At 55.4% G+C, this 18,588-nt stretch carries 12 protein-coding genes; 4 read left to right on the forward strand and 8 right to left on the reverse strand.

Annotation, left to right across the window (positions count from 1 at the left end):
- Positions 1–90: 90 nt before the first annotated feature.
- Entirely contained in the window at positions 91–903 is an 813-nt protein-coding gene (locus HW115_RS15290) for an outer membrane protein OmpK (protein ID WP_227021567.1), read from the forward strand.
- Between the two features lie 285 nt (positions 904–1,188).
- Here the strand turns inward: HW115_RS15290 and mfd are convergent, their stop codons facing one another.
- The 8 genes from mfd to HW115_RS15330 all read right to left on the reverse strand — a co-directional run bounded on the left by mfd (position 1,189) and on the right by HW115_RS15330 (position 13,807).
- Positions 1,189–4,386: a transcription-repair coupling factor gene (gene mfd, locus HW115_RS15295; protein WP_319609362.1), complete on the reverse strand. Its 3,198-nt coding sequence runs from the start codon at positions 4,384–4,386 to the stop codon at positions 1,189–1,191.
- A gap of 43 nt (positions 4,387–4,429) precedes the next feature.
- Positions 4,430–5,812 carry a MipA/OmpV family protein gene (locus HW115_RS15300; RefSeq protein ID WP_178933820.1) on the reverse strand — a complete coding sequence of 461 codons (1,383 nt, stop codon included), beginning with the start codon at positions 5,810–5,812 and terminating at the stop codon, positions 4,430–4,432.
- Between the two features lie 49 nt (positions 5,813–5,861).
- A complete protein-coding gene (locus tag HW115_RS15305; protein WP_178933821.1) occupies positions 5,862–7,097 on the reverse strand; it encodes a BaiN/RdsA family NAD(P)/FAD-dependent oxidoreductase in 1,236 nt (411 codons plus the stop codon).
- Between the two features lie 5 nt (positions 7,098–7,102).
- Positions 7,103–9,001 (reverse strand): 1-deoxy-D-xylulose-5-phosphate synthase, encoded by a 1,899-nt coding sequence (dxs, locus tag HW115_RS15310; protein ID WP_178933822.1) that lies wholly within the window; start codon positions 8,999–9,001, stop codon positions 7,103–7,105.
- Positions 8,976–9,269: an exodeoxyribonuclease VII small subunit gene (xseB, locus tag HW115_RS15315; RefSeq protein WP_178933823.1), complete on the reverse strand. Its 294-nt coding sequence runs from the start codon at positions 9,267–9,269 to the stop codon at positions 8,976–8,978. Before xseB ends, dxs begins: the two co-directional genes overlap by 26 nt.
- A gap of 18 nt (positions 9,270–9,287) precedes the next feature.
- Positions 9,288–11,102, reverse strand: a complete 1,815-nt coding sequence (locus HW115_RS15320) for an ArnT family glycosyltransferase (protein WP_178933824.1) — start codon at positions 11,100–11,102, stop codon at positions 9,288–9,290.
- 93 nt (positions 11,103–11,195) lie between these two features.
- Complete coding sequence (locus tag HW115_RS15325; RefSeq protein WP_178933825.1) at positions 11,196–12,611, reverse strand: sigma-54-dependent transcriptional regulator; 1,416 nt, start codon at positions 12,609–12,611, stop codon at positions 11,196–11,198.
- A complete protein-coding gene (locus HW115_RS15330; RefSeq protein ID WP_178933826.1) occupies positions 12,608–13,807 on the reverse strand; it encodes a sensor histidine kinase in 1,200 nt (399 codons plus the stop codon). The genes HW115_RS15325 and HW115_RS15330 overlap by 4 nt, the downstream gene beginning before the upstream one ends.
- 102 nt (positions 13,808–13,909) lie before the next feature.
- On the opposite strand from HW115_RS15330, the gene cutA reads away from it, so the two are divergent.
- From cutA to HW115_RS15345, 3 genes are all read left to right on the forward strand, one after another.
- Positions 13,910–14,218, forward strand: coding sequence for a divalent-cation tolerance protein CutA (gene cutA / locus HW115_RS15335; RefSeq protein ID WP_227021568.1), 309 nt, complete (start codon positions 13,910–13,912; stop codon positions 14,216–14,218).
- A 349-nt stretch (positions 14,219–14,567) separates the two neighbouring features.
- Positions 14,568–18,143, forward strand: coding sequence for a DEAD/DEAH box helicase (locus HW115_RS15340; RefSeq protein ID WP_178933828.1), 3,576 nt, complete (start codon positions 14,568–14,570; stop codon positions 18,141–18,143).
- Positions 18,144–18,182: 39 nt separating this feature from the next.
- A complete protein-coding gene (locus tag HW115_RS15345) occupies positions 18,183–18,581 on the forward strand; it encodes a VanZ family protein (RefSeq protein WP_178933829.1) in 399 nt (132 codons plus the stop codon).
- Positions 18,582–18,588: the final 7 nt, after the last annotated feature.

An 18,588-nucleotide genomic window follows, 5' to 3' on the forward strand; every position in this document is an offset into this window, starting at 1 on the left:
AGATTGGGGTTGCCTGCCGCCTGCTTGCTGTTTATTTCGGGGGCACTCCCGCTCATAGCATGGGCAGGAAATCACAACCATCACGATTCTATGACCACTAGACATTCCTTCGCCCGAGCTCTTACCGCAGCCACTTTGATGGCTTCCCCACTTTGTTTCGCAGGTGATGCGGCACCGGAAATGAAAGCAGAAGCTTCGGCTGATAGCTCGCTGATCCAGTGGCAGGACTTCAGTTTGAGCTACCTGTATGGTGATAACTTCAAGGTGGACCCGGAAGAGCAGCACACGCTGACCTTCGAGTATGTCGCCGGTCTGAGCTTCGGTGATGTGTTCACTTTTCTTGATTTAACCTACTTCCCGGGTAGTGACGAGTCGGATGGCTTGTATGGTGAGGTCACTCCCCGTTTTAGTTACAACAAGATTTTTGGTGATGACCTGTCGGTCGGTCCTGTGAGTGACTTTCTGCTGGCGACTTCGCTGGAATACGGATCAGGCCCGGTGGAAACGTTCCTTGCTGGTCCGGCGATTGATCTGGACATCCCCGGTTTTGATTTCTTCCAGCTCAACTTGTTTTACCGCGCCGGATTGAATAGCGACAATATTTCCGACGGATGGCAACTCACTCCGACCTGGTCGGTGACGGTTCCGGTGGGAAGTTCCGAGATCGTGTTCGACGGCTTCATCGATTGGGTGTTTGCCACGGATGATTCCAACTATGAGCAAAACCTGCACTTCAACCCGCAGCTGAAGTATAATTTGGGTAAAGCCATCATGGGAGAAGATGCCAAGTTGTTTGTCGGGGTCGAGTACAGTTACTGGTCGAACAAATACGGCATCAAGGACTCCAGTGATTTTCGCACAGATGACAGCGTGGTGAGTTTTCTGCTCAAATACCACTTCTAACCTCATTGGTATAATACCACTCCGTAAAACAGACGAGACGATTGATCATTGTTGAGGTATTTGGAAGAGCACTGCGTGATCCATGAGAGTTCCGGATGAATGACTCCTTTGGCTTTGTTTCTCCTTAGTCATGGTGCCCGCACCATTCCTTCGTCGCGCCTTACCAAAGAACTCATTCATCTCGGCTATCGTCCCGTCTGTTTACTACTTGGTATAAGCTGCGGTCCCGACGGCGGATTGAGGCCTCCGCCCTAACGGTGGCCATCTGATCCATGTGTGTTCTTGTTAAATCGACTCGATCATGGTGAGCGCCTCTTTGAGTTTGTCGGCAGGGCTGGCTGAACTGAGGCGCGGGTGTCGTTTGTGAGCAAGAAATATATATTCGCCGTTGCGGGTGAGCATCAGCCGTTGTTCTCGGATTTCGACCGTTGAGATGCTGGCTCGGTTGGCTGCCAGTTTGACTGCAGTGGCGGTGAGCAACTGTTGCACGGGGGCGGGCAGTGGTCCGAAGCGATCTCGCCAACGTGTGCGCAGTGCTTTGAGCTCTTTGTTGGAAACAAGTTCGGCCAACTCGCGGTAGGCGGATATTCTGAGTCGGGCTTCCGGCATGTAGTCGGCCGGGATGTAGGCTCCGAGGTTGGTGTCAGGGGCCAGTCCGGAGGCTTCGGATTCGTTAAAGACAAGGAAGTCGGCGCGCAGGGTGACGTCGACCCGTTGTTGGGTTTTGCCTCCTTTTAATCGGTCGATGGATTGCCTGAGTAGCTGGCAGTAAAGATCGAACCCGACGGCGGCGATGTGGCCGGATTGTTTGGTTCCGAGCAGGTTGCCTGCTCCCCGGATTTCGAGGTCGCGCATGGCGATATTGAAGCCCGAGCCAAGAGCCGTGTATTGTTTGATCGCGTTGATTCGTTTGCGGGCATCGCCATGGATGAGGTCGCGGGGAAGCAGGAGGATCGCATAGGCTTGACCTCCGGCACGACCGACCCGGCCCCGGAGCTGATAGAGATCGGCCAGGCCAAAGCGGTCGGCCCGGTCGATGATGATGGTGTTGGCATTCGGGATGTCGATGCCGCTTTCGATGATGGTGGTGGCGAGCAGGATGTCGGCCTTGCCTTCGACAAAGGTGCGCATAACGACTTCGAGTTCGTCTTTTTCCATTTGTCCGTGGCCGACAACGATGGAGGCTTCGGGGACGAGGTCGCGCAATTTTTTACGGACGAGATCGATGTCTTTCACCCGGTTATGGAGGAAGAAGATCTGGCCTCCGCGTTTGATTTCCCGTTGGATGGCATCGCGGATGATGCGTTCATCATAGCCGTGGATCGAGGTGTGGATGGGGACCTTACCCGGGATCGGGGTGTCGATGGTGGACATGTCTCTGGCACCCATCAACGAGAGGTAGAGGGTGCGGGGGATGGGAGTAGCGGACAGGGTCAGCACATCAATGTTGCGGAACAGCTCCTTGAAGCGCTCCTTGTGTTTGACGCCGAAGCGTTGTTCTTCATCGACGATGGCGACGCCGAGGTCTTTGTAGATAACATCTTGGGATATCAGACGGTGGGTGCCGATGACGATATCGACGGATCCGTCGGCCAGCCCCTTGAGGGTGGATTTTACTTCGCTGGCTTTACGAAAGCGGTTGAGGAGTTCGATACGCAGCGGGTAGTCGCTCATCCGTTCTCTGAAGGTGCGCCAGTGTTGTTCGGCGAGAACGGTGGTCGGACAGAGTAAGGCTGCCTGTTTTCCTCCGGTGACAGCCTTGAAGGCCGCCCTGATGGCTACCTCCGTTTTGCCGAATCCGACATCGCCACAGATCAACCGGTCCATGGGCTTGGAGGCTTCCATGTCAGCTTTCGTATCCTCGATCGCCTCACTTTGCCCGGAGGTGATGTTGTGGTGGAAGGAATTTTCAAACTCAAACATCCAGCGACTGTCGGCAGGGTGTTGGTAGCCAGGTGCGGTGTTTCTTTCGGCCTGCATCTGGAGCAGTTTGGCCGCGTAATCGAGGATTGATTTTTCGGCGGAGGTTCTGGCTTTGCTCCAGCTGCCGGTTCCCAGTCGGCTGAGGGATGGCTCCCGGCCACCGAGGCCAACGTATTTCGACAGCAGGTGGGAGTGGTCAAGTGGCACGCTGAGGGTGGCTCCATCCCGGTATTCGATATGGATTTCCTCGTGCCCTTCCTCATCGTGCTCGATGCCCTCGAATCTTCCGATACCATACTCGGCGTGGACCACGAGGTCGCCTTCCTGGATGTCTTCGAGTGCTGTTTGAGCCCGGGCTCGGGTCTGGTGGTCAATACGGGTGTTGCGGCGTCTGGTTTGTGGCGTTTGGTAGCGGCCAAAGAGTTCGGCGGACGAGAGGAAAGCCAGACGGGCGGCCGGAACCGTAAACCCTTGAACCAGCTCTCCGGATAAGGGGGTGACGACGCCTTGTTGAAAAAAATCGGAATCGACGAGTTCTTCGAAGCGCTCTCTTTCCCCACGGTTGGAGAAGGTCAAAAAGATCGAGTAGTTGTCTTGTTTCCATTCGGCAATTTGTTGGAAAAATCGGTGACGTCTGGCTTCGTTGAGGATGAAATCCCCGGCATCAAAAGAGCCTAGTGGACTGCCTAGGCAGGCAGTCGTCGCCCCCGCTGGGGCTTCGTCAGCTTCCTCTTCACGTAGCGAAGCGTGGGCCTTTTCAGTTGGGGTTCCTCCCGCTGCTAACAATCGGTCGTTAGCTTCGAGATAGTCCTGAAGGGGGATGGAAGGTTCGGTGTCGGCCAGGGAGATCTCACTTTGCTTGATTTTGCGCGTCGTGATTTGGGAGTCGATATCAAACTCACGCAGGGAATCGATTTCGGTATCAAAGAGTTCGATGCGAAGGGGGCAGGGGGCGTGCCAAGAGAAGAGGTCGATGATGCCACCACGTCTCGCCCATTGTCCGTGGGCATGTACCTGGGTGACCTCTTCGTAGCTGCCTTGGGCGGACAGGCGTTGTAGGAATGCTTCGAGGTCGATCTCGTCACCAATCCGGAGGTTGAAGGCTGAGGAGCGGAGGCTGTCAGCAGAAGGAACTTTATCGCTGAGTGAGTCCGGGCTGAGGATCAGGACCTGAGGTTTGTTCCCTTGCGGAGGGCTACTCAAGATATTGAGGATGGCCAGTCGATCTGCGAGGGTCTCGGGGGCTGCATGGATCTCTGAATCACTTGACTCTGGAAGGCTGGGGAGGAGCAGAGGGTGAATGTTCCAGAGGTCCAGCTCTGCCGCAATGCGGTCACGGGTGCGTGGGTTTGGATGGGTGATCCACAGCCTGGCATCGGGAGCGTGTTGTTTGAGTGCCTGAGCTGTTAGTGCCGTGATGAATGAGATTGCTGCCGAGTGGACCTCGTCGAAGTGAGCGTGGCTCGTTCCATCCAGCAGTCTTTCCAGCTGCAGCCTGAAGGATTTGCTGCTGAGGGTGTTTTTTATCCCCGGGCCGGGTGATGGAGGTTCATGTGCCACTGGGTGTTAGGGGGGCAAGTGGTGGGCGCTTGCCCGGGGAGGATTAAAATTTCCCTGACCACTGTAGGTAGAGTGTGTTGAAGTTACTTCCTCCGGAGACATTGCCAAAGGTGGGAGATGCTTCAAAAATGCCGGAGCGGTGATGAATACCGTAACCTAACCAGAGGTCCTCGATTTTATTTGCCCCAAAGACATCCCCTAGGTTGAGGTCGATGGTAAAGTCGAGGTAGTTGAGTAAGCGACTGGGGTCGTAACCTTTGTCGATCAGGCTGTTTTCTTCATAGTAGGTGTAGGAGTCGATATAGGAGACTCCCTCGGCAACGCCGAGGCGGACTCTCCATGGCGTCGGCACGGTGTAATACACTTTCAGCCCCATGACATACTCAGTGGCACTGCCTTGGACGTCGGACGACCAGTGGTGGATGAGTCCGGTCGTGAGATAGACCTCCAGGGGGAGGCCGAACAAGGTGTCTGAGAGTGGGTGGCCGTAGAAAATGGAAGTCATGTTGACGTCGGCTCCTTTGTCGGTGCGGATATCGCCTTCCAGGATTTGGGCTAGGGATGAATCGGTTCCCCATCCTTGGGCTACGCGGAAGTAAGGTTTGGCATTGAGGCTGCGTGCAGGTGATTTTGCGGAGTGGGGGTAGGGGGCTTCGTAAAACCCGAGACCGATCATGCCGGCGTATTCCATGGAATCTTCCACAAGGTCGCTGTCGGTTGTGTTTCCATCGAGCCAGCGGGCTTCGACGGATCCTTCAGCATAGAGGTTGCGCCAAATGTGATAGCGCGATTTTACACCGACTTTGACGTCGAACCCGGCATCGACATCATCCAGTCCGAGACCGTAGTAACGCGAGTTGAAGTTGGATGTTTTGAGTCGGGCCTCAACAAAGGGGTGGAACCACCAGCGGTCGTGGTAGTGGTCGGCTTCCCAGCGTGCCGCGCCATGGACCCGGCCATCGAAATCGGTGAGGATTTCGGCTGCAATGCGTGAGGACTCGTTGAGTCTCCAAGAGGCTCTCAATCCGGCATCGAAGGTGTCGTGGTCGAGGCTGTCTTCGTAGATTTCGGGGTAATCAAAAAAGCGGTATCTCAGAAAGGTGTCGATTTCAATCTGCTCGTTGTTCCAGAGGTGGGCACCACCTTCGACTCCGCGGAGGAAAAAGCGCTCGCCTTCGTAATAGAACAAGGGCACGACTCCGTCGACATTCTGGCTGCCAGCCTTGAAGGGGGTGTGGGCGTAGCGGTAGGACATTTGGACGCCCCATTTCGGAGGTTGAGGGACTTCCGGTGTTAGCTGAAGGGGGATGTCCGACGCGACGCTGGATTTCTCCGAAGCCTTGGCTGATGTTGCTTCCCCCGCAGTGCCGGGTAAGACGAGTAAGGTGCCGGCGAAGCACCCTAGGGCTGTTATTTTTGAAAGCATGGTGATGGTGGTAGGTGGTTGGGATAAGCTTGTCAAAGGACGATTTAAATTAGCTTTGTGATAGATAGTGGTGCGCCGATTTTGCAGCGTAGCGGCCGGTGGCAAAACACGCCTGCAGGAGATAGCCTCCGGTGGGGGCTTCCCAGTCGATCATTTCACCGGCCACAAAGACTCCTGGTAGCTTGGTGAGCATCAGCTGCTGGTCGAGTGCCTGCCAGCTGATGCCTCCAGCTGAGGAGATGGCTTCCTCAATCGGGCGGGGCCGCAGGAGGGGGATATGGCAGTGTTTAACCTCTCTGGCGAGTTGTTCCACGGATTGCCACGGTCCGCGGTCCGGTAGATGTTTGAGTAATGCACAGCTCGCAGGGTCGAGTTTCCAGCGGCGTTTGGCTTCGCGAACGAAGTTGCGTTTCACCTTTCCCATGCGGGTGGTGAGTTGTTCGATACTGGAGTCCGGTTTGAAGTCGATGACGAGTGCTGGTCGGGGGTGTTGGCGTAGCGCCGGGCCCAATCGGTAGATCGGCCCGCCTTCGAGTCCGTAGTGAGTGAGGACGAGTTCGCCTCTGTATCCTTGCTGAGTTGGTGTTGTGTTTGGTGGTGATTCAGCAGCGACCATCAGGTTTTTTATCGGGAGTCCGGCGGCTTCATCGATGAGCTCATCAGGCCAGGCGGCTTCCCAGCCGCAGTTTGCCGCTTCGAGCGGGGTGATGGTAATGCCCGCTTTTTCAAGCATGTGGGTCCACGCACCATCTGAGCCTGTGCGTGGCCAGGATGCCCCTCCCAGAGCGAGGATGATGGCGTCGTGGTTGCAGCTCACTTCACCCTTTGGGGTGCTGAAGCTGAGGGTGAGATCCGGTTGGACGCCGGTCCAGCGGTGGCGGGGGTGGATGCTGACTCCGAGGCTGCGCAGGCGTTGGATCCAGCGGCGCAACAGCGGGGCGGCTTTCATACCGAGCCGGTCAGGGCCGGGGAAGACTTTACCGCTGCTGGCAGCAAAGGTGTCAAGCCCCAGTCCTTGAACCCAGGACCTGAGATCCGAGTTGTCGAACTGATTGAGGATCTGTGCCCATTGCTCTGACGGAAGATGGGTTCCGGAGTAGTGCTCGAGAAAGTCGGGGAAAGGCGTGTTATTGGTGATGTTGAGTCCGCTTTTTCCGGCTACCAGAAATTTGCGTCCCAGTGAGGGCATGGCATCATAGAGTGCCACGCGAGCTCCCAGCATGGCTGCGGATTCCGCGGCCATGAGACCCGCTGGTCCACCACCGACGATACCGATGGTTTTCATGCTGGTTAGGACGATGCTTTGAGGTAAGGGGTGACCAGGCTGATTGCGTGGTCAGCGGTGAGTCCGTGTTGGATCCTCAGTTGTTCTTCTTTTCCGTGGTCGATGAATTCGTCGGGCCAGCCGATGCGTTTGACCGGGGTGGCGACATCGTGGTTGCTGAGGAGTTCGATCACGCTGGTTCCGAAACCGTTATTGAGCACGTGGTCTTCCATGGTGAGGACAACCTTGCATTTTCGGGCGTATTCGAGAATGAGTTCAGCATCCAAAGGCTTGATGAAGCGTGGATTGATGAGTGCGACCGAGTGGCCGAGCGCTTCAAGTTTTTCTACGGTTTCAAGAGCGGTTGCGTACATGTGGCCCAGGCTGATGATGGCAATGTCCTGACCGTCTTGCAGGACTTCACCTTTGCCGATTGCGAGTTGTTGAGGCTCGGCTTTGGGGGTGGTCCCTATACCGGCACCACGTGGGTAGCGGATGGCTGACGGGGAGTCATCGTGTAAGGCCATGGTCCAGAGCATGTCGATGAATTCGTCTTCATCTTTTGGTTGCATGTGGATCAGGTTCGGGACGCCGCGTAGATACGCGATATCAAAGATACCGTGGTGAGTCGGGCCGTCATCTCCGCTGAGTCCTCCACGGTCCATGCAGAGGCGGACCGGCAGGTTTTGCAGAGCCATGTCGTGCATGATCATGTCAATCGCCCGTTGCATGAAGGTGGAATAGATGGCGAGGAAGGGGCGGAGCCCGTGAGTGGCGTGACCGCAGGCAAAGAGGGCGGCGTGCTCCTCGGCGATGCCAACATCAAAGTAGCGATCCGGGATTTCCTCTTTGAAAATTTCGAGTTTGGTGCCGCCCGGCATGGCGGCGGTGATGGCGGTGATTTTCGGGTCTTTTTTAGCGAAGTCCGTGATGGCTCGGCCGAAGAGTTCTGAGTAGGTCGGAGTGGCTGCTGCTGCGGTGGAGCCGTCTTCGACTTTATAGGTGCCGAGGCCGTGAAATTTGCCGGGGTTGGAGGTGGCAGGTTTGTACCCTCGACCTTTTTCGGTGATGATGTGGAGGATGACGGGCTCGTCCTGCGTTTTGAGGTGTTCAAAGGTCCGGATCAGCAGTCCGAGGTCGTGGCCGTCGATCGGGCCGTAATAGCGGAGGCCGAACTTTTCGAACAGGACGTTGGGGAAGATCAGGTTCTTCGTATTGCGTTCCACCTTGTGGGCAAATTTGCGAACGCTTTCACCCCCGACTTTCCCCACAAACTCGGAGGCCTTGTGACGGATGGATGAAAAAGTCGGGTGGGTTTGCAGGGCGTTGAAATACTTAGCGAGGGCACCAACATTGCGATCAATCGACCATTCGTTGTCGTTGAGGACCACAATCAGTTTGTCGGTGGCTTCGGAGACGTTGTTCATCGCCTCAAGAGTGGGACCACAGGTGAAGGCCGCATCGCCAGCAACCGCGACGACATGGTTGTCATCGCCCTTGAGGTCTCGGGCCGAGGCCATTCCCAAGGCCGCGGAGAGGGCGGTTCCTGCGTGGCCGGCTCCGTAACAATCGTGTTCGGATTCGGTTCGGAGTAAAAAGCCGTTGAGTCCTCCCGGGGTCCGGATGGTGTGGATGGTGTCTGCCCGACCGGTGAGCATTTTATGCACATACCCTTGGTGAGAGACGTCGAAAAGGAACTTGTCTTCCGGAGTGTCGAACACCCGGTGCAGGGCCACGGTCAATTCGACGACTCCGAGGTTCGGCCCGAGGTGTCCTCCGGTTTGGGACAGGGCGTGGATCAAGGTGTGGCGGATTTCCTCGCAGAGGTCCGTGAGCTTCTCTTCTGGGAGTGCCTTGACATCTCCGGGTCCCTTGATTTGGGAGAGGAGTTCGGGGAGCTCAAAAGAGCCTGATTTCGTCGTCATCGTTGAAAGATTCGGCTGGAGTGGCCTTCGGGTTGGTTTCTTCGGCTGGATCGTTGTCCGAGGATGGTTTGAGAGTGAGGAGTTCGAGCCGTTTCCGGGCATCGTCGAGCACTTTTTCGCAGTGGGTGATGAGGGTGGCTCCCCGTTCGTAGTGGCTGATGAGTTGTTCCAGTGGCAGTTGCCCGGATTCCATGGTTTCGACCATGGTTTCCAACTCGTCGAGCGCTTGCTCGAAGCTGGGGTCTTTCTTTTTTTTGCTCGGAGGCATGGTTGGTGTGAGTATTGGTTAGTCTTCCGCTGCGACAACCGGGCGGTTGGAGTAATACATGATATAGCCGTAGCTGAACAGCGGTTGCTTGTATTCGTAACGCTGGGCGAGGGGCTTAAACTTCGGATTGATATCGATGAAGTTCAGGTTCTGGTTAGATCCGATGCGGGCGAAGGCATTGTAGACCAAGGGGTAGAGGTCACCATAGGCCCGACCCGGGGCTCCGGAACTCAGGATTCTGTCGGCGTTAAAGGAGTAAGGTGAGATCACGATGCCCTGGACGGGGGTCTGTTGATCAGATGCCATTTCTTCGATGGCTTCGATTTGGTCCAAGTTTTTGGGCAGCCAGACCGACATCCGGTCGGCGTACCAGGCAACCGCCCACGGGGTGTCACTGATGATGATATCCTGGGTGGTGGTATTGTCTGCGAGTGTCCGGTTGAAGGCGCTGGGGAAATATGGCGGGTAGTGGGGGAATCCGCCAAAGCCTTCGGCTCGGAGACCATTTTTGAGGTCCTTGGGCAAGTTGAGCAGCATGGGGCCGGCGCTGATGGCGACGATGAGCACGAGGTGGGCGTAGCGCAGCATGTGCATCGACGGTGGGATGTTGAGACGGCCCCAGAGGATGGAGACCATGGCCAGTCCGTAGGCTGTCATCAGCGGAGCGAAGAGGATATGGATCTGGTTGGGGTCCATGGACCCGCGGCGGATGCCATAAATGGACATGCCGATGCCGGCAAAGACCCACATCAGAAGAATCAACCAGCGGAAGGCTGCCAGGCTGTCCCGCTTGAACGGGTGCAGCAAAGCGAGGAAAAACAAGGGGGCTACCAGGATGGCTCCGAAGTTCTGATGGAGATCGGAGATCTGCAGCAGGGTGGAGCGCATGATGTTCATCAGGAGCCCTTGCAGGGCCAAATCCTCACCCGCGGGTGAGAGGTTGCGCATGATGGAGTCTTCTCCGCCACCGAGGCCGTTGTGGATGGCATAATAGGCGGTGCCGAACGGACTGCCGGTCGGGCCGACATAGAGGAAGTAAATCACAGGGATGACAAAAAGGGCGAGCAGGACGGAGAGTCCGGCGGCGATGATGCCCTTGGGTTTGAAATAGACGGCAGCAAAGATGACGAAGCCGATGTAGATCCAGACGGCAAGCCAGTGGGTGAGCACGAGCAGGCACATAAACACACCGGAAATCATTACAGGGGCGAGAGCTGATTTGTTTTCTTCCCGGTTTTCCACACCTCTCCAGAGGAAGAACATGGCGCAGGAAAAGAGCATGAGCATGAGCATTTGCGGGAGCCCGGACTGGGAGAGTTTCCACATTAACTCACAAAAGAGCATCAGGATCGCGGTGGTGGACGCAATGGTGGTGTCGAAAATCCGCGAAATGAGCAGGTAGTTCACCCCGATGGCGATGAGGAAGAAAATGGTGCAGGTGGCGGCAATTACGCGGTCGAGCTGGTAGATATTGGTGTCGCTGGGCATCCGCCAGCGTTGCTTGTCTCCGGCGTCGGTCATTTTAAGCACGGCGGCGTTCACGCAGGGGTTGAGTGGGGCGTGGTAGGTGTCCGGGAGGTTTTCGAGGTTGGGTTGCTCGCCATTGGCCTCTTTCATTTGTGAGATGGCAACCGGCCGGATGACCTTGGTTGAGTAGCCTTGTCCGCGTGCGATTTCACGTCCGATCTGGGCTTGTTCCATCCCCCGGGGAGCGGAGAGTCCTTTGAAGGTGATGAAAATCGAGGAAATGGCGAGTCCGGCAAGAATGACGAAAAAGAGGGCTCGGCGAATGAGTTTTGCTGGGTCGTAGGCAGGAGTGTTGGGTGTAGCCATGGAGTGATGTTGGGTAAGGGAGAAAAGAGGAGAAAAGGTCAGGCGTAATTTGAGAAGATGAAAAAGGGGCGGGAAAGCTGGGATTCTGCGGGATCAGGTAAGTTCTTTGAGTTTGCGTTGCAGGGTGCGGCGACTGATTCCCAGCAGGCGGGCGGCATCCGTCCGGTTGTCTCCGGTGTGTGCCAGTGCTCGGCGAATGGTGCGTATTTCGAGCGCATGCAAATTGAATTCTTCGTCGGAATCAAGCTGCATTTCGTTCTTTTCAGATATTTGCGTGACCGTTGGGCTGGTTTCGCGGCTGTCAGCTTCCAGTTCGGAGCTCAGAAAATATGGCAGATGACGGGGCTCGATCACAGGATCATTGCTCATGACGACGCCGTGTTCGATGGCTGTTCGTAGTTCGCGGACGTTCCCTGGCCAAGGGTAGGACCGCAGCATCCTCAGGGCATCGTCGGAGAGCGGCTTGAGCTCTTTGTTGTTTTCAAGAGAGAATTCGCGGAGAAATGCTTGGGCGAGCAGGATGATATCGTCTTGCCTTTCCCTCAGTGTTGGCATGAGCACCCGCACGACATTGAGTCGGAAAAAGAGGTCCTCGCGGAATTCTCCTTTGCTGGCGAGTTTGCGGAGGTCTTTGTTGGTAGCGGTGATGATCCGGACATCCACCGGGATGCTTTGGTTGGATCCGACCCGTTCAATGGTTCGTTCGCTCAAGGCTCGTAGGAGTTTGACCTGGGTCGAGGCGTCGATTTCTCCGATTTCATCCAGAAACAGGCTTCCGCCATTGGCTTGTTCGAAGCGACCGATGCGGCGTTGGCTTGCCCCGGTGAAGGCTCCTTTTTCGTGGCCGAAGAGCTCGCTTTCCAAGAGTTGGGGGGAGAGGGCTGCGCAGTTGACGACCAGCATTTTGTCCGCCGGGCGGCCACTGAGTTGGTGGATGGCGTGGGCGACGAGCTCCTTGCCGGTGCCACTTTCTCCTTCGATCAATACGGTCGCCCGGGTGGGCGCCACTTGTGTGACGAGGTCGCAGACCTGTTGCATGGCAGGTGACTGGCCAATCAGGTTTTCCAGCCCGCGTTTGCTGTCGCGGTTTTTTTTCCGGAGTTGTTGGTTTTCTTGCTCGAGCCGGGTGTTGCTTTTTTCCAGGCTGCGTGACCGGAGTGCTCTTTTGAGTAAGAGCTCCACTTCGTCGAGGTTGAGGGGTTTGGTGACGAAATTCCAAGCTCCGCGACGCATGGCTTCGACCGCGGTGTCGACCGAGCCGTAGGCGGTCATCATGATCGCTACAGGAGGGCGGGGCAGGGTGAGTGCCTGGTCGAGTAGGTCCATGCCATTGTCACCTGCGAGGCGGAGGTCGGTAAGCAGTAGGTCAATGGGGTCGGATTTAAGCAGGGTCATCGCTTCCTGGATGTCAGCGGCGACATAGCAATCAAAGCTATCCTCCAAGGCCATGCGCAAGCCGTCGCGCGTGGATTTTTCATCGTCAACAATGAGTAAGGTGGCGTCGGTCATGGTGTCGGGGTGATTTCGATGATCGAGGAATGGTGGTCTTCCAGAAGTCTGATGTTTTTGTTTTGGCGTGGGAAGAAGAGGGTTACCGTGGTTCCTTCCCCTTCCAGGCTTTCGATTTCAAATTCGCCGCCGTGTTCGCGAAGGATCCTCCGGACGATGAGCAGCCCGAGGCCACTGCCGGTTTTTTTTGTGCTGTGGAAGGGTTCGAAAAGGGAGCCCATCACTTCGGGAGGGATGCCTGATCCGTGGTCGCGGATGGTGAGTGTGACGTCGTAGTCACTGACTGCGGTGGTGATTTCGATTAGCCCTCCACTGGCTGGTAGCGCTTGGAAGGCATTTTTCAGAAGATTGTAGAGTGCTTGTTTGATTTGGTCTCCATCGAGGTTGAGACGTGGTGGGTTTTCGGCAAGATGGAGGGAGATTTGCACATTGCGCTCTTCCAATTCCGGTTCTAACACGCTGAGCGTGTCCCTGAGCAGATCGTGAAGTGGGAGAAGCTTGTAATCGTTTTTACCTGCTTGGCTTGGGCGGATGGCCTGAAGGAATTGTTTGAGGATGGTGTCGAGTCTTCGGATCTCTCCTTGGGCTGTATGCAGGTGATCGGATAGAGATGCTTGTTGGTCGGCGGGCAGTTTTTTGATTTTGCGGTCGAGTAGCTGCAGATGGATGTCGAGAGAGTTCAGCGGGTTGCCGATTTCATGGGCGACGCCGGCTGCCAGCAGTGTCAGGGCGTTGAGTTTCTCGCTTTCGACGAGTTCTTCTTCCTGAGCCCGCGTCCGGGTGATGTCGCGGACGATCAAGGCGTATCCGAGCAGGTGGTCGTCATTTTCGAATTCGCCGCGGATCGGGGAGAGGTAGAAGTTGAGTAGCCGTTTTTCGGGGTAGAAGATTTCCATGTCCCGGCTGACGATGCGGTCGGGGTCGGCGAGTTGTTTCCAGTCCAGTCCGCGGACGGTTTGGGAGAGTGGGTTGCCAATGCAGCGATTGGGGTCGATGCCGAAAATGCGCGAGGCCGCGAGGTTGACGAAGGTGATCTGGCTGTCGGGGTCGAGGATGAGGACTCCCTCCTTGAGGGCTTCAAAGACGCTTTCGAGGAAGCCTTTTTCCCGGACGAGTCGCATGACCAGGTTTTGGACTTCGCCGGGTTCCACCTGGTCGATGCGGGCGATGAGTTTGTCGAGGAAGCCTGGTTTCATGGTTCAATGTTAGCTGCCGAGGGCGGTCGTGAAGCTTGGGTGGGAAAGATTGCTTGGGTTGACGGGGTTATTTGCTAAGTTAGGTGCCTTATGACGGAAGCGATGATTGTACTGTGTGGGTTTCCTAACGAGGACGAGGCGCGACATATTGGCACACATCTGGTTGAAAGGCAATACGCGGCATGTGTTAATCTTTTACCTGGGGTTGAGTCGATTTACCGGTGGCAGGGCAAGTTGTGTCGGGAGCGCGAAATCATGGCGGTGATGAAGACCACGCGGGCCGGCTTTGCGGCATTGAGTCGTGAGTTGGTGGCGATGCATAGTTATGATGAACCGGAAGTGCTTGCTTTACCTGTCGCGGATGGTTCGCCGGGGTATCTGCAGTGGTTGATTGACGGGGTCCGAGGTTAGGCTCTTTGGGGACTCTGTTTGCCGAGTGCGTGTATTCCTTGCTTTTTTGTGGCTCTTTTACAGCTTTTTATTGCATGGAAAGCAAATTGGGGTAAAGAATACTCCCCCCAAGTTCCGGCTTGCCAGGCTCCGAAGAGATTCGGGGCCGTTGGTGTGTCCGGCTTTTTGCATGTAAGGGTTTCTGTCTTAGCTGTTGGCGAATGACGGGGCCGGCCATGTGAGTGGATAAGGTGGCTGGCATAGTGATGCGGGTTGTGGCTTTTGATGAAAAAGCTATCAAGCGGCGATCCCGATGTTGGACTTCATTTTATCCTATCCTTCCCATCCAACCATTAACCCATTCCAAGGAATGAATCCAGATAGAGCAACATTGAATTTTCTTAACGGCTTCCCCGAGGAGGCTCGCAATAGAGGCGAGTCCCTTCAGGAGGAAGGCGCCGTGACCCAGATATTCGGAAACCACTTGTTTATCCAAGGTCGAGTCGAGGATGCCTCAGGAACGCATCGAACCAGCCTGCGCTTGCAGGGGAACCGATGGTTCGGTAGTTGTACCGCTGAGGATGAAATCGTCGCCGGGGCATGTATGTATGCCACGATGATGGAGCGGATGTACCGCGGAGAGGATCTCCCGGAGAACCCGAACGAGTTTGACGACACCCCGATCATTGACGTGATCGAAGAAAAACTCGGGCGCGAGTTGGATGATAAAGAAGCGGATTTTGTCAACAAGGTGGAAAAACGTTACCGGCGTTATGTGATCGAAGGAGAAATCCACGACCATGATTTGGTGCGATTGAACCCTCGTTGGGAGATTGTCAGCTATGACCCGCTTGAGTTGTGGCCGATGCCTCCGGGGGATATTTTGGAATTTTGGAACTATATTGCGTATGCCTTCTATAAGAAGCGTTTGCCATATCCTGAGTTTTTGAATGCGGTGACCGATCTTGAGTCGGTTCAGAAGAAAATGCAGGAGTGGGAGCGGGAGCGCGAAGTTTCCGAGTGGTATGACCGGATTGAAAGTGTCAACGAGCGCCCTCCGATTGATCAGCCGCAGCATGTCGAATTCCGTTTGCTGTCGACGATTAACGAGGCCCGGGTGGAATTCCGCGAGCCGAAAGGTGAGTGGCTGCCACTACGTGAAAAGGCCGACATCGACCGCTTCGTTGTGTTGTTTGACGACTCGGCATTGCGGATGAACTCGCAAAGCCAGTTGATCTGGGAACAGTTCCTGACCTATTACAGCAAGGAGGGCGATGCTCGCTTTGACTTGGATCAGGAAGAAGCATGCCAGTTCATGAACCGGATTTTCCGGCAACCTGCTCTCAAAGGGTACGTTGTGAACTTGGATGAGCGTGATTTCAAGGTGGTGGATGATGCCTTGTGCTGGATTTGTGAGGATGACGTCTATGCTCCTGATAGCTTCGCCTTGCAGTTGGTAACGGCGAAAGGTGAGTATGTTTCTCACTCTGTCCGCTTGCTGCCAGGGCGTGAAGTCCTTTATCAATCTGACGAGACGGTCTTCCCTGGTCCTCCTCGCTGGTTGAGCGAAACCGATATCCAACCGCGCTATCATATCCCCAAGGATGTGATCGACAGCTTGGAGGGGGTTGAGTTTTTACGTAAAATCGGAGCCTCATTGCCAGAGTCCCTGCGTGCGAGGGTTACCGATTTGGACCTCTATCCACGCTTCAAGATGAAGATCGAACAAGGTCTGACGGCTGCCGAGACCGAGCACCTTGTGATCGATGTCCGCGCCCTGGAGAAAAAGGAGCGCCGGGAGGAAAAACGTATCAAGGATGAGTGGGAACTGGTATCCCAGCAGCCGGTCAAAGGCCGTCAGCTGCTTCGTTTTGCACGTGAAAAACTTTACCCCGTGCCGAATTTGCTCTCCCAAATGGGGCTGAGCTACGATGAGAAACTGGATGCGTTTAAGGCCCGGGTAACGAAGCTCTTCCCTGAGAAATTTGCCGAATGGGCCAAAGCATTGCCTGAGTCCGTCGTCGTCGAAATGGACGGCAAATTGCAGACCCTGATGGCTGACCCGGTAACGGCCGCGATCCGATTTGAGGTGGTGAACCAGGAAATTGACTGGTTTGACCTGCGGATCGTGATTGACGTTGAAGGGGTTACGTTGTCCAACGCCCAGATTCGTTCCCTGGTGGCTGCCCGTGGTGGCTACGTGCGGATGGATGACGGGGGCTGGATGCGACTTGAAATCAAGTTGGATGCTGACCAGCGTGATGCCGTGACCCGATTGGGACTGGATCCGTTCGATCTGACCGGAGAAACCCACAGGATGCACGCACTGCAGCTATCGGATCCGAAAGCTGCCGAAGTCTTCGATCCGAAGGCTTGGAAGCGAATCAAGGACCGCTCCCGCGAAATTCAAATCGAAGTCGACGCCGAAGTTCCGAAGAACCTCAACGCCACCCTGCGTCCATACCAGGTGGAAGGTTTCCGGTTCCTGGCTTATCTGGCAACCAACCGCTTTGGTGGATTGCTGGCTGATGACATGGGACTGGGTAAAACGATTCAGGCGATTACCTTCATGCTCTGGCTGCGTGAAAACTATGCTGCAGATAAAGGCAAGGGGGCAACGATCCCGCCATCTTTGGTGGTGTCTCCGAAGTCGGTGATCGATGTTTGGCAGTCGGAAGTTGAGAAATTTGCCCCGGGAACGAGAGTCAGGATCTTGCGGACACGTGACGATCTTGATTTGGATGCCTTGGGTAAGGACGTTGATTTGCTCGTTCTGAACTATGCCCAACTTCGTCTCTGCGGTGAGGAACTCAGCAAGGTGAAGTGGTTGGCGACGATTCTGGACGAAGGCCAGCAAATCAAGAACCCGGACTCCAAAGCTGCCAAGGCCGCCCGCGATCTCAACTCGATGAACCGTCTGGTTCTGACCGGTACTCCGATTGAGAACCGTTTGATGGATATGTGGTCGCTGATGTCCTTTGCCATGCCGGGGGTTCTCGGTAGTCGGGCATACTTCAAAAAACGTTTTGATAAACGCAAGGACCCGAGTGCTCAAAGCCGATTGGCCTCTCGCTTGCGCCCATTCCTTTTGCGCCGGACCAAGCTCCAGGTGGCCAAGGATCTTCCGCCTCGGACCGAGGAAGAGGTGTTCTGCGAAATGGAAGGCGTGCAGTCCGAGCTTTACAAGGCAGAGCTCAAGCGGATTCAGAAAGCGTTGCTTGGATTCGAGTCCGACGAGGCGGTGAAGAAGAACTCCTTTGCCATTCTGCAAGGCTTGATGCGTTTGCGTCAGATTTGCTGTCACCCGGGATTGATTGATCCTAAGTTCCTCAAGGAGGAGAGTGCCAAGATGAATGCGCTGTTCTACTTGCTCGATCAGTTGCGCGAGGAGGGGCACAAGGTGCTGGTCTTCTCCCAGTTTGTGTCGATGCTCGATATCATCAAGGCCCGCCTTGAGGTGGAGAGTCGCCCCTTCCACTACCTGACGGGGCAAACCAAGGACCGGAAGGGTGAAATTGAGAGTTTCCAAACAACCAAGCAGCCCTCGGTGTTTATGCTTTCGCTGAAAGCTGGAGGCTCCGGTCTGAACCTGACTTCGGCATCTTACGTGATTTTGTATGATCCATGGTGGAACCCAGCTGTGGAAAATCAGGCAATTGACCGGACACACCGGATTGGTCAGAAAAACAAGGTGATTGCTTATCGTTTGCTGACCCGTGAAACGGTGGAAGAAAAAATCCGCGTGCTTCAGCATCAGAAAACCCAGCTGGTGACGAACGTTCTCGGTGATGAAGGTTTTGCCACAAGCCTGGAAATGGAGGATCTCGCCTTTATTCTTGGATCCGGAGGCAACTTCGAAGAAGAGGATGAAAACGCGGCATCAAGAAAAACCGCGAAAAAAGCAGCGAAAAAAGCGGCTAAAAAGGCAGCGAAAAAATCCGAGTAAACCATTCAACAAAATGGCCAGCGCTGGCGAACCCGCTTCATGAAGATGCAACCCGGTTCGTTCAGTCGCTGGCTCTTTTTTGTTTATGGCGTTGGGATGCTCGGACTGGTGGCCTTGGCCGATTTGGCGGGTGGTTTGATTCAGTGGCCACTGATCCAACGGATTCCATGGGGAGACAAGCTTGGCCATGTCCTTCTATTTGGCGGACTGGGCTTTTGTTTGAACTTATGGGTGGCAAGTGTCGAGTGTTTGCGCGGTAAGCATCTTTTGGTGACGGTGGGATTGCTGCTTGTCGTCACCCTTGAGGAGTTATCGCAGCGCTACTTGGTTCATCGGAATTTTGATTGGTATGATTTGCTTGCCAATCTACTGGGAATCCTGCTGTTTTCATGGCTCGCTTGCCGGGTGACTGCCTGGCGCCGGGAAAGCGGGGATTGAAACTTGG

It is taken from the genome of Oceaniferula marina, assembly GCF_013391475.1.
GTDB lineage: Bacteria > Verrucomicrobiota > Verrucomicrobiia > Verrucomicrobiales > Akkermansiaceae > Oceaniferula > Oceaniferula marina.

Coding starts and splice junctions, on each gene's coding strand:
- HW115_RS15290 (WP_227021567.1), top strand. CDS start 91: ATGACCACTAGACATTCCTTCGCCCGAGCTCTTACCGCAGCCACTTTG.
- HW115_RS15300 (WP_178933820.1), bottom strand. CDS start 5,812: ATGCTTTCAAAAATAACAGCCCTAGGGTGCTTCGCCGGCACCTTACTC.
- HW115_RS15305 (WP_178933821.1), bottom strand. CDS start 7,097: ATGAAAACCATCGGTATCGTCGGTGGTGGACCAGCGGGTCTCATGGCC.
- dxs (WP_178933822.1), bottom strand. CDS start 9,001: ATGACGACGAAATCAGGCTCTTTTGAGCTCCCCGAACTCCTCTCCCAA.
- xseB (WP_178933823.1), bottom strand. CDS start 9,269: ATGCCTCCGAGCAAAAAAAAGAAAGACCCCAGCTTCGAGCAAGCGCTC.
- HW115_RS15320 (WP_178933824.1), bottom strand. CDS start 11,102: ATGGCTACACCCAACACTCCTGCCTACGACCCAGCAAAACTCATTCGC.
- HW115_RS15325 (WP_178933825.1), bottom strand. CDS start 12,611: ATGACCGACGCCACCTTACTCATTGTTGACGATGAAAAATCCACGCGC.
- HW115_RS15330 (WP_178933826.1), bottom strand. CDS start 13,807: ATGAAACCAGGCTTCCTCGACAAACTCATCGCCCGCATCGACCAGGTG.
- cutA (WP_227021568.1), top strand. CDS start 13,910: ATGATTGTACTGTGTGGGTTTCCTAACGAGGACGAGGCGCGACATATT.
- HW115_RS15340 (WP_178933828.1), top strand. CDS start 14,568: ATGAATCCAGATAGAGCAACATTGAATTTTCTTAACGGCTTCCCCGAG.
- HW115_RS15345 (WP_178933829.1), top strand. CDS start 18,183: ATGAAGATGCAACCCGGTTCGTTCAGTCGCTGGCTCTTTTTTGTTTAT.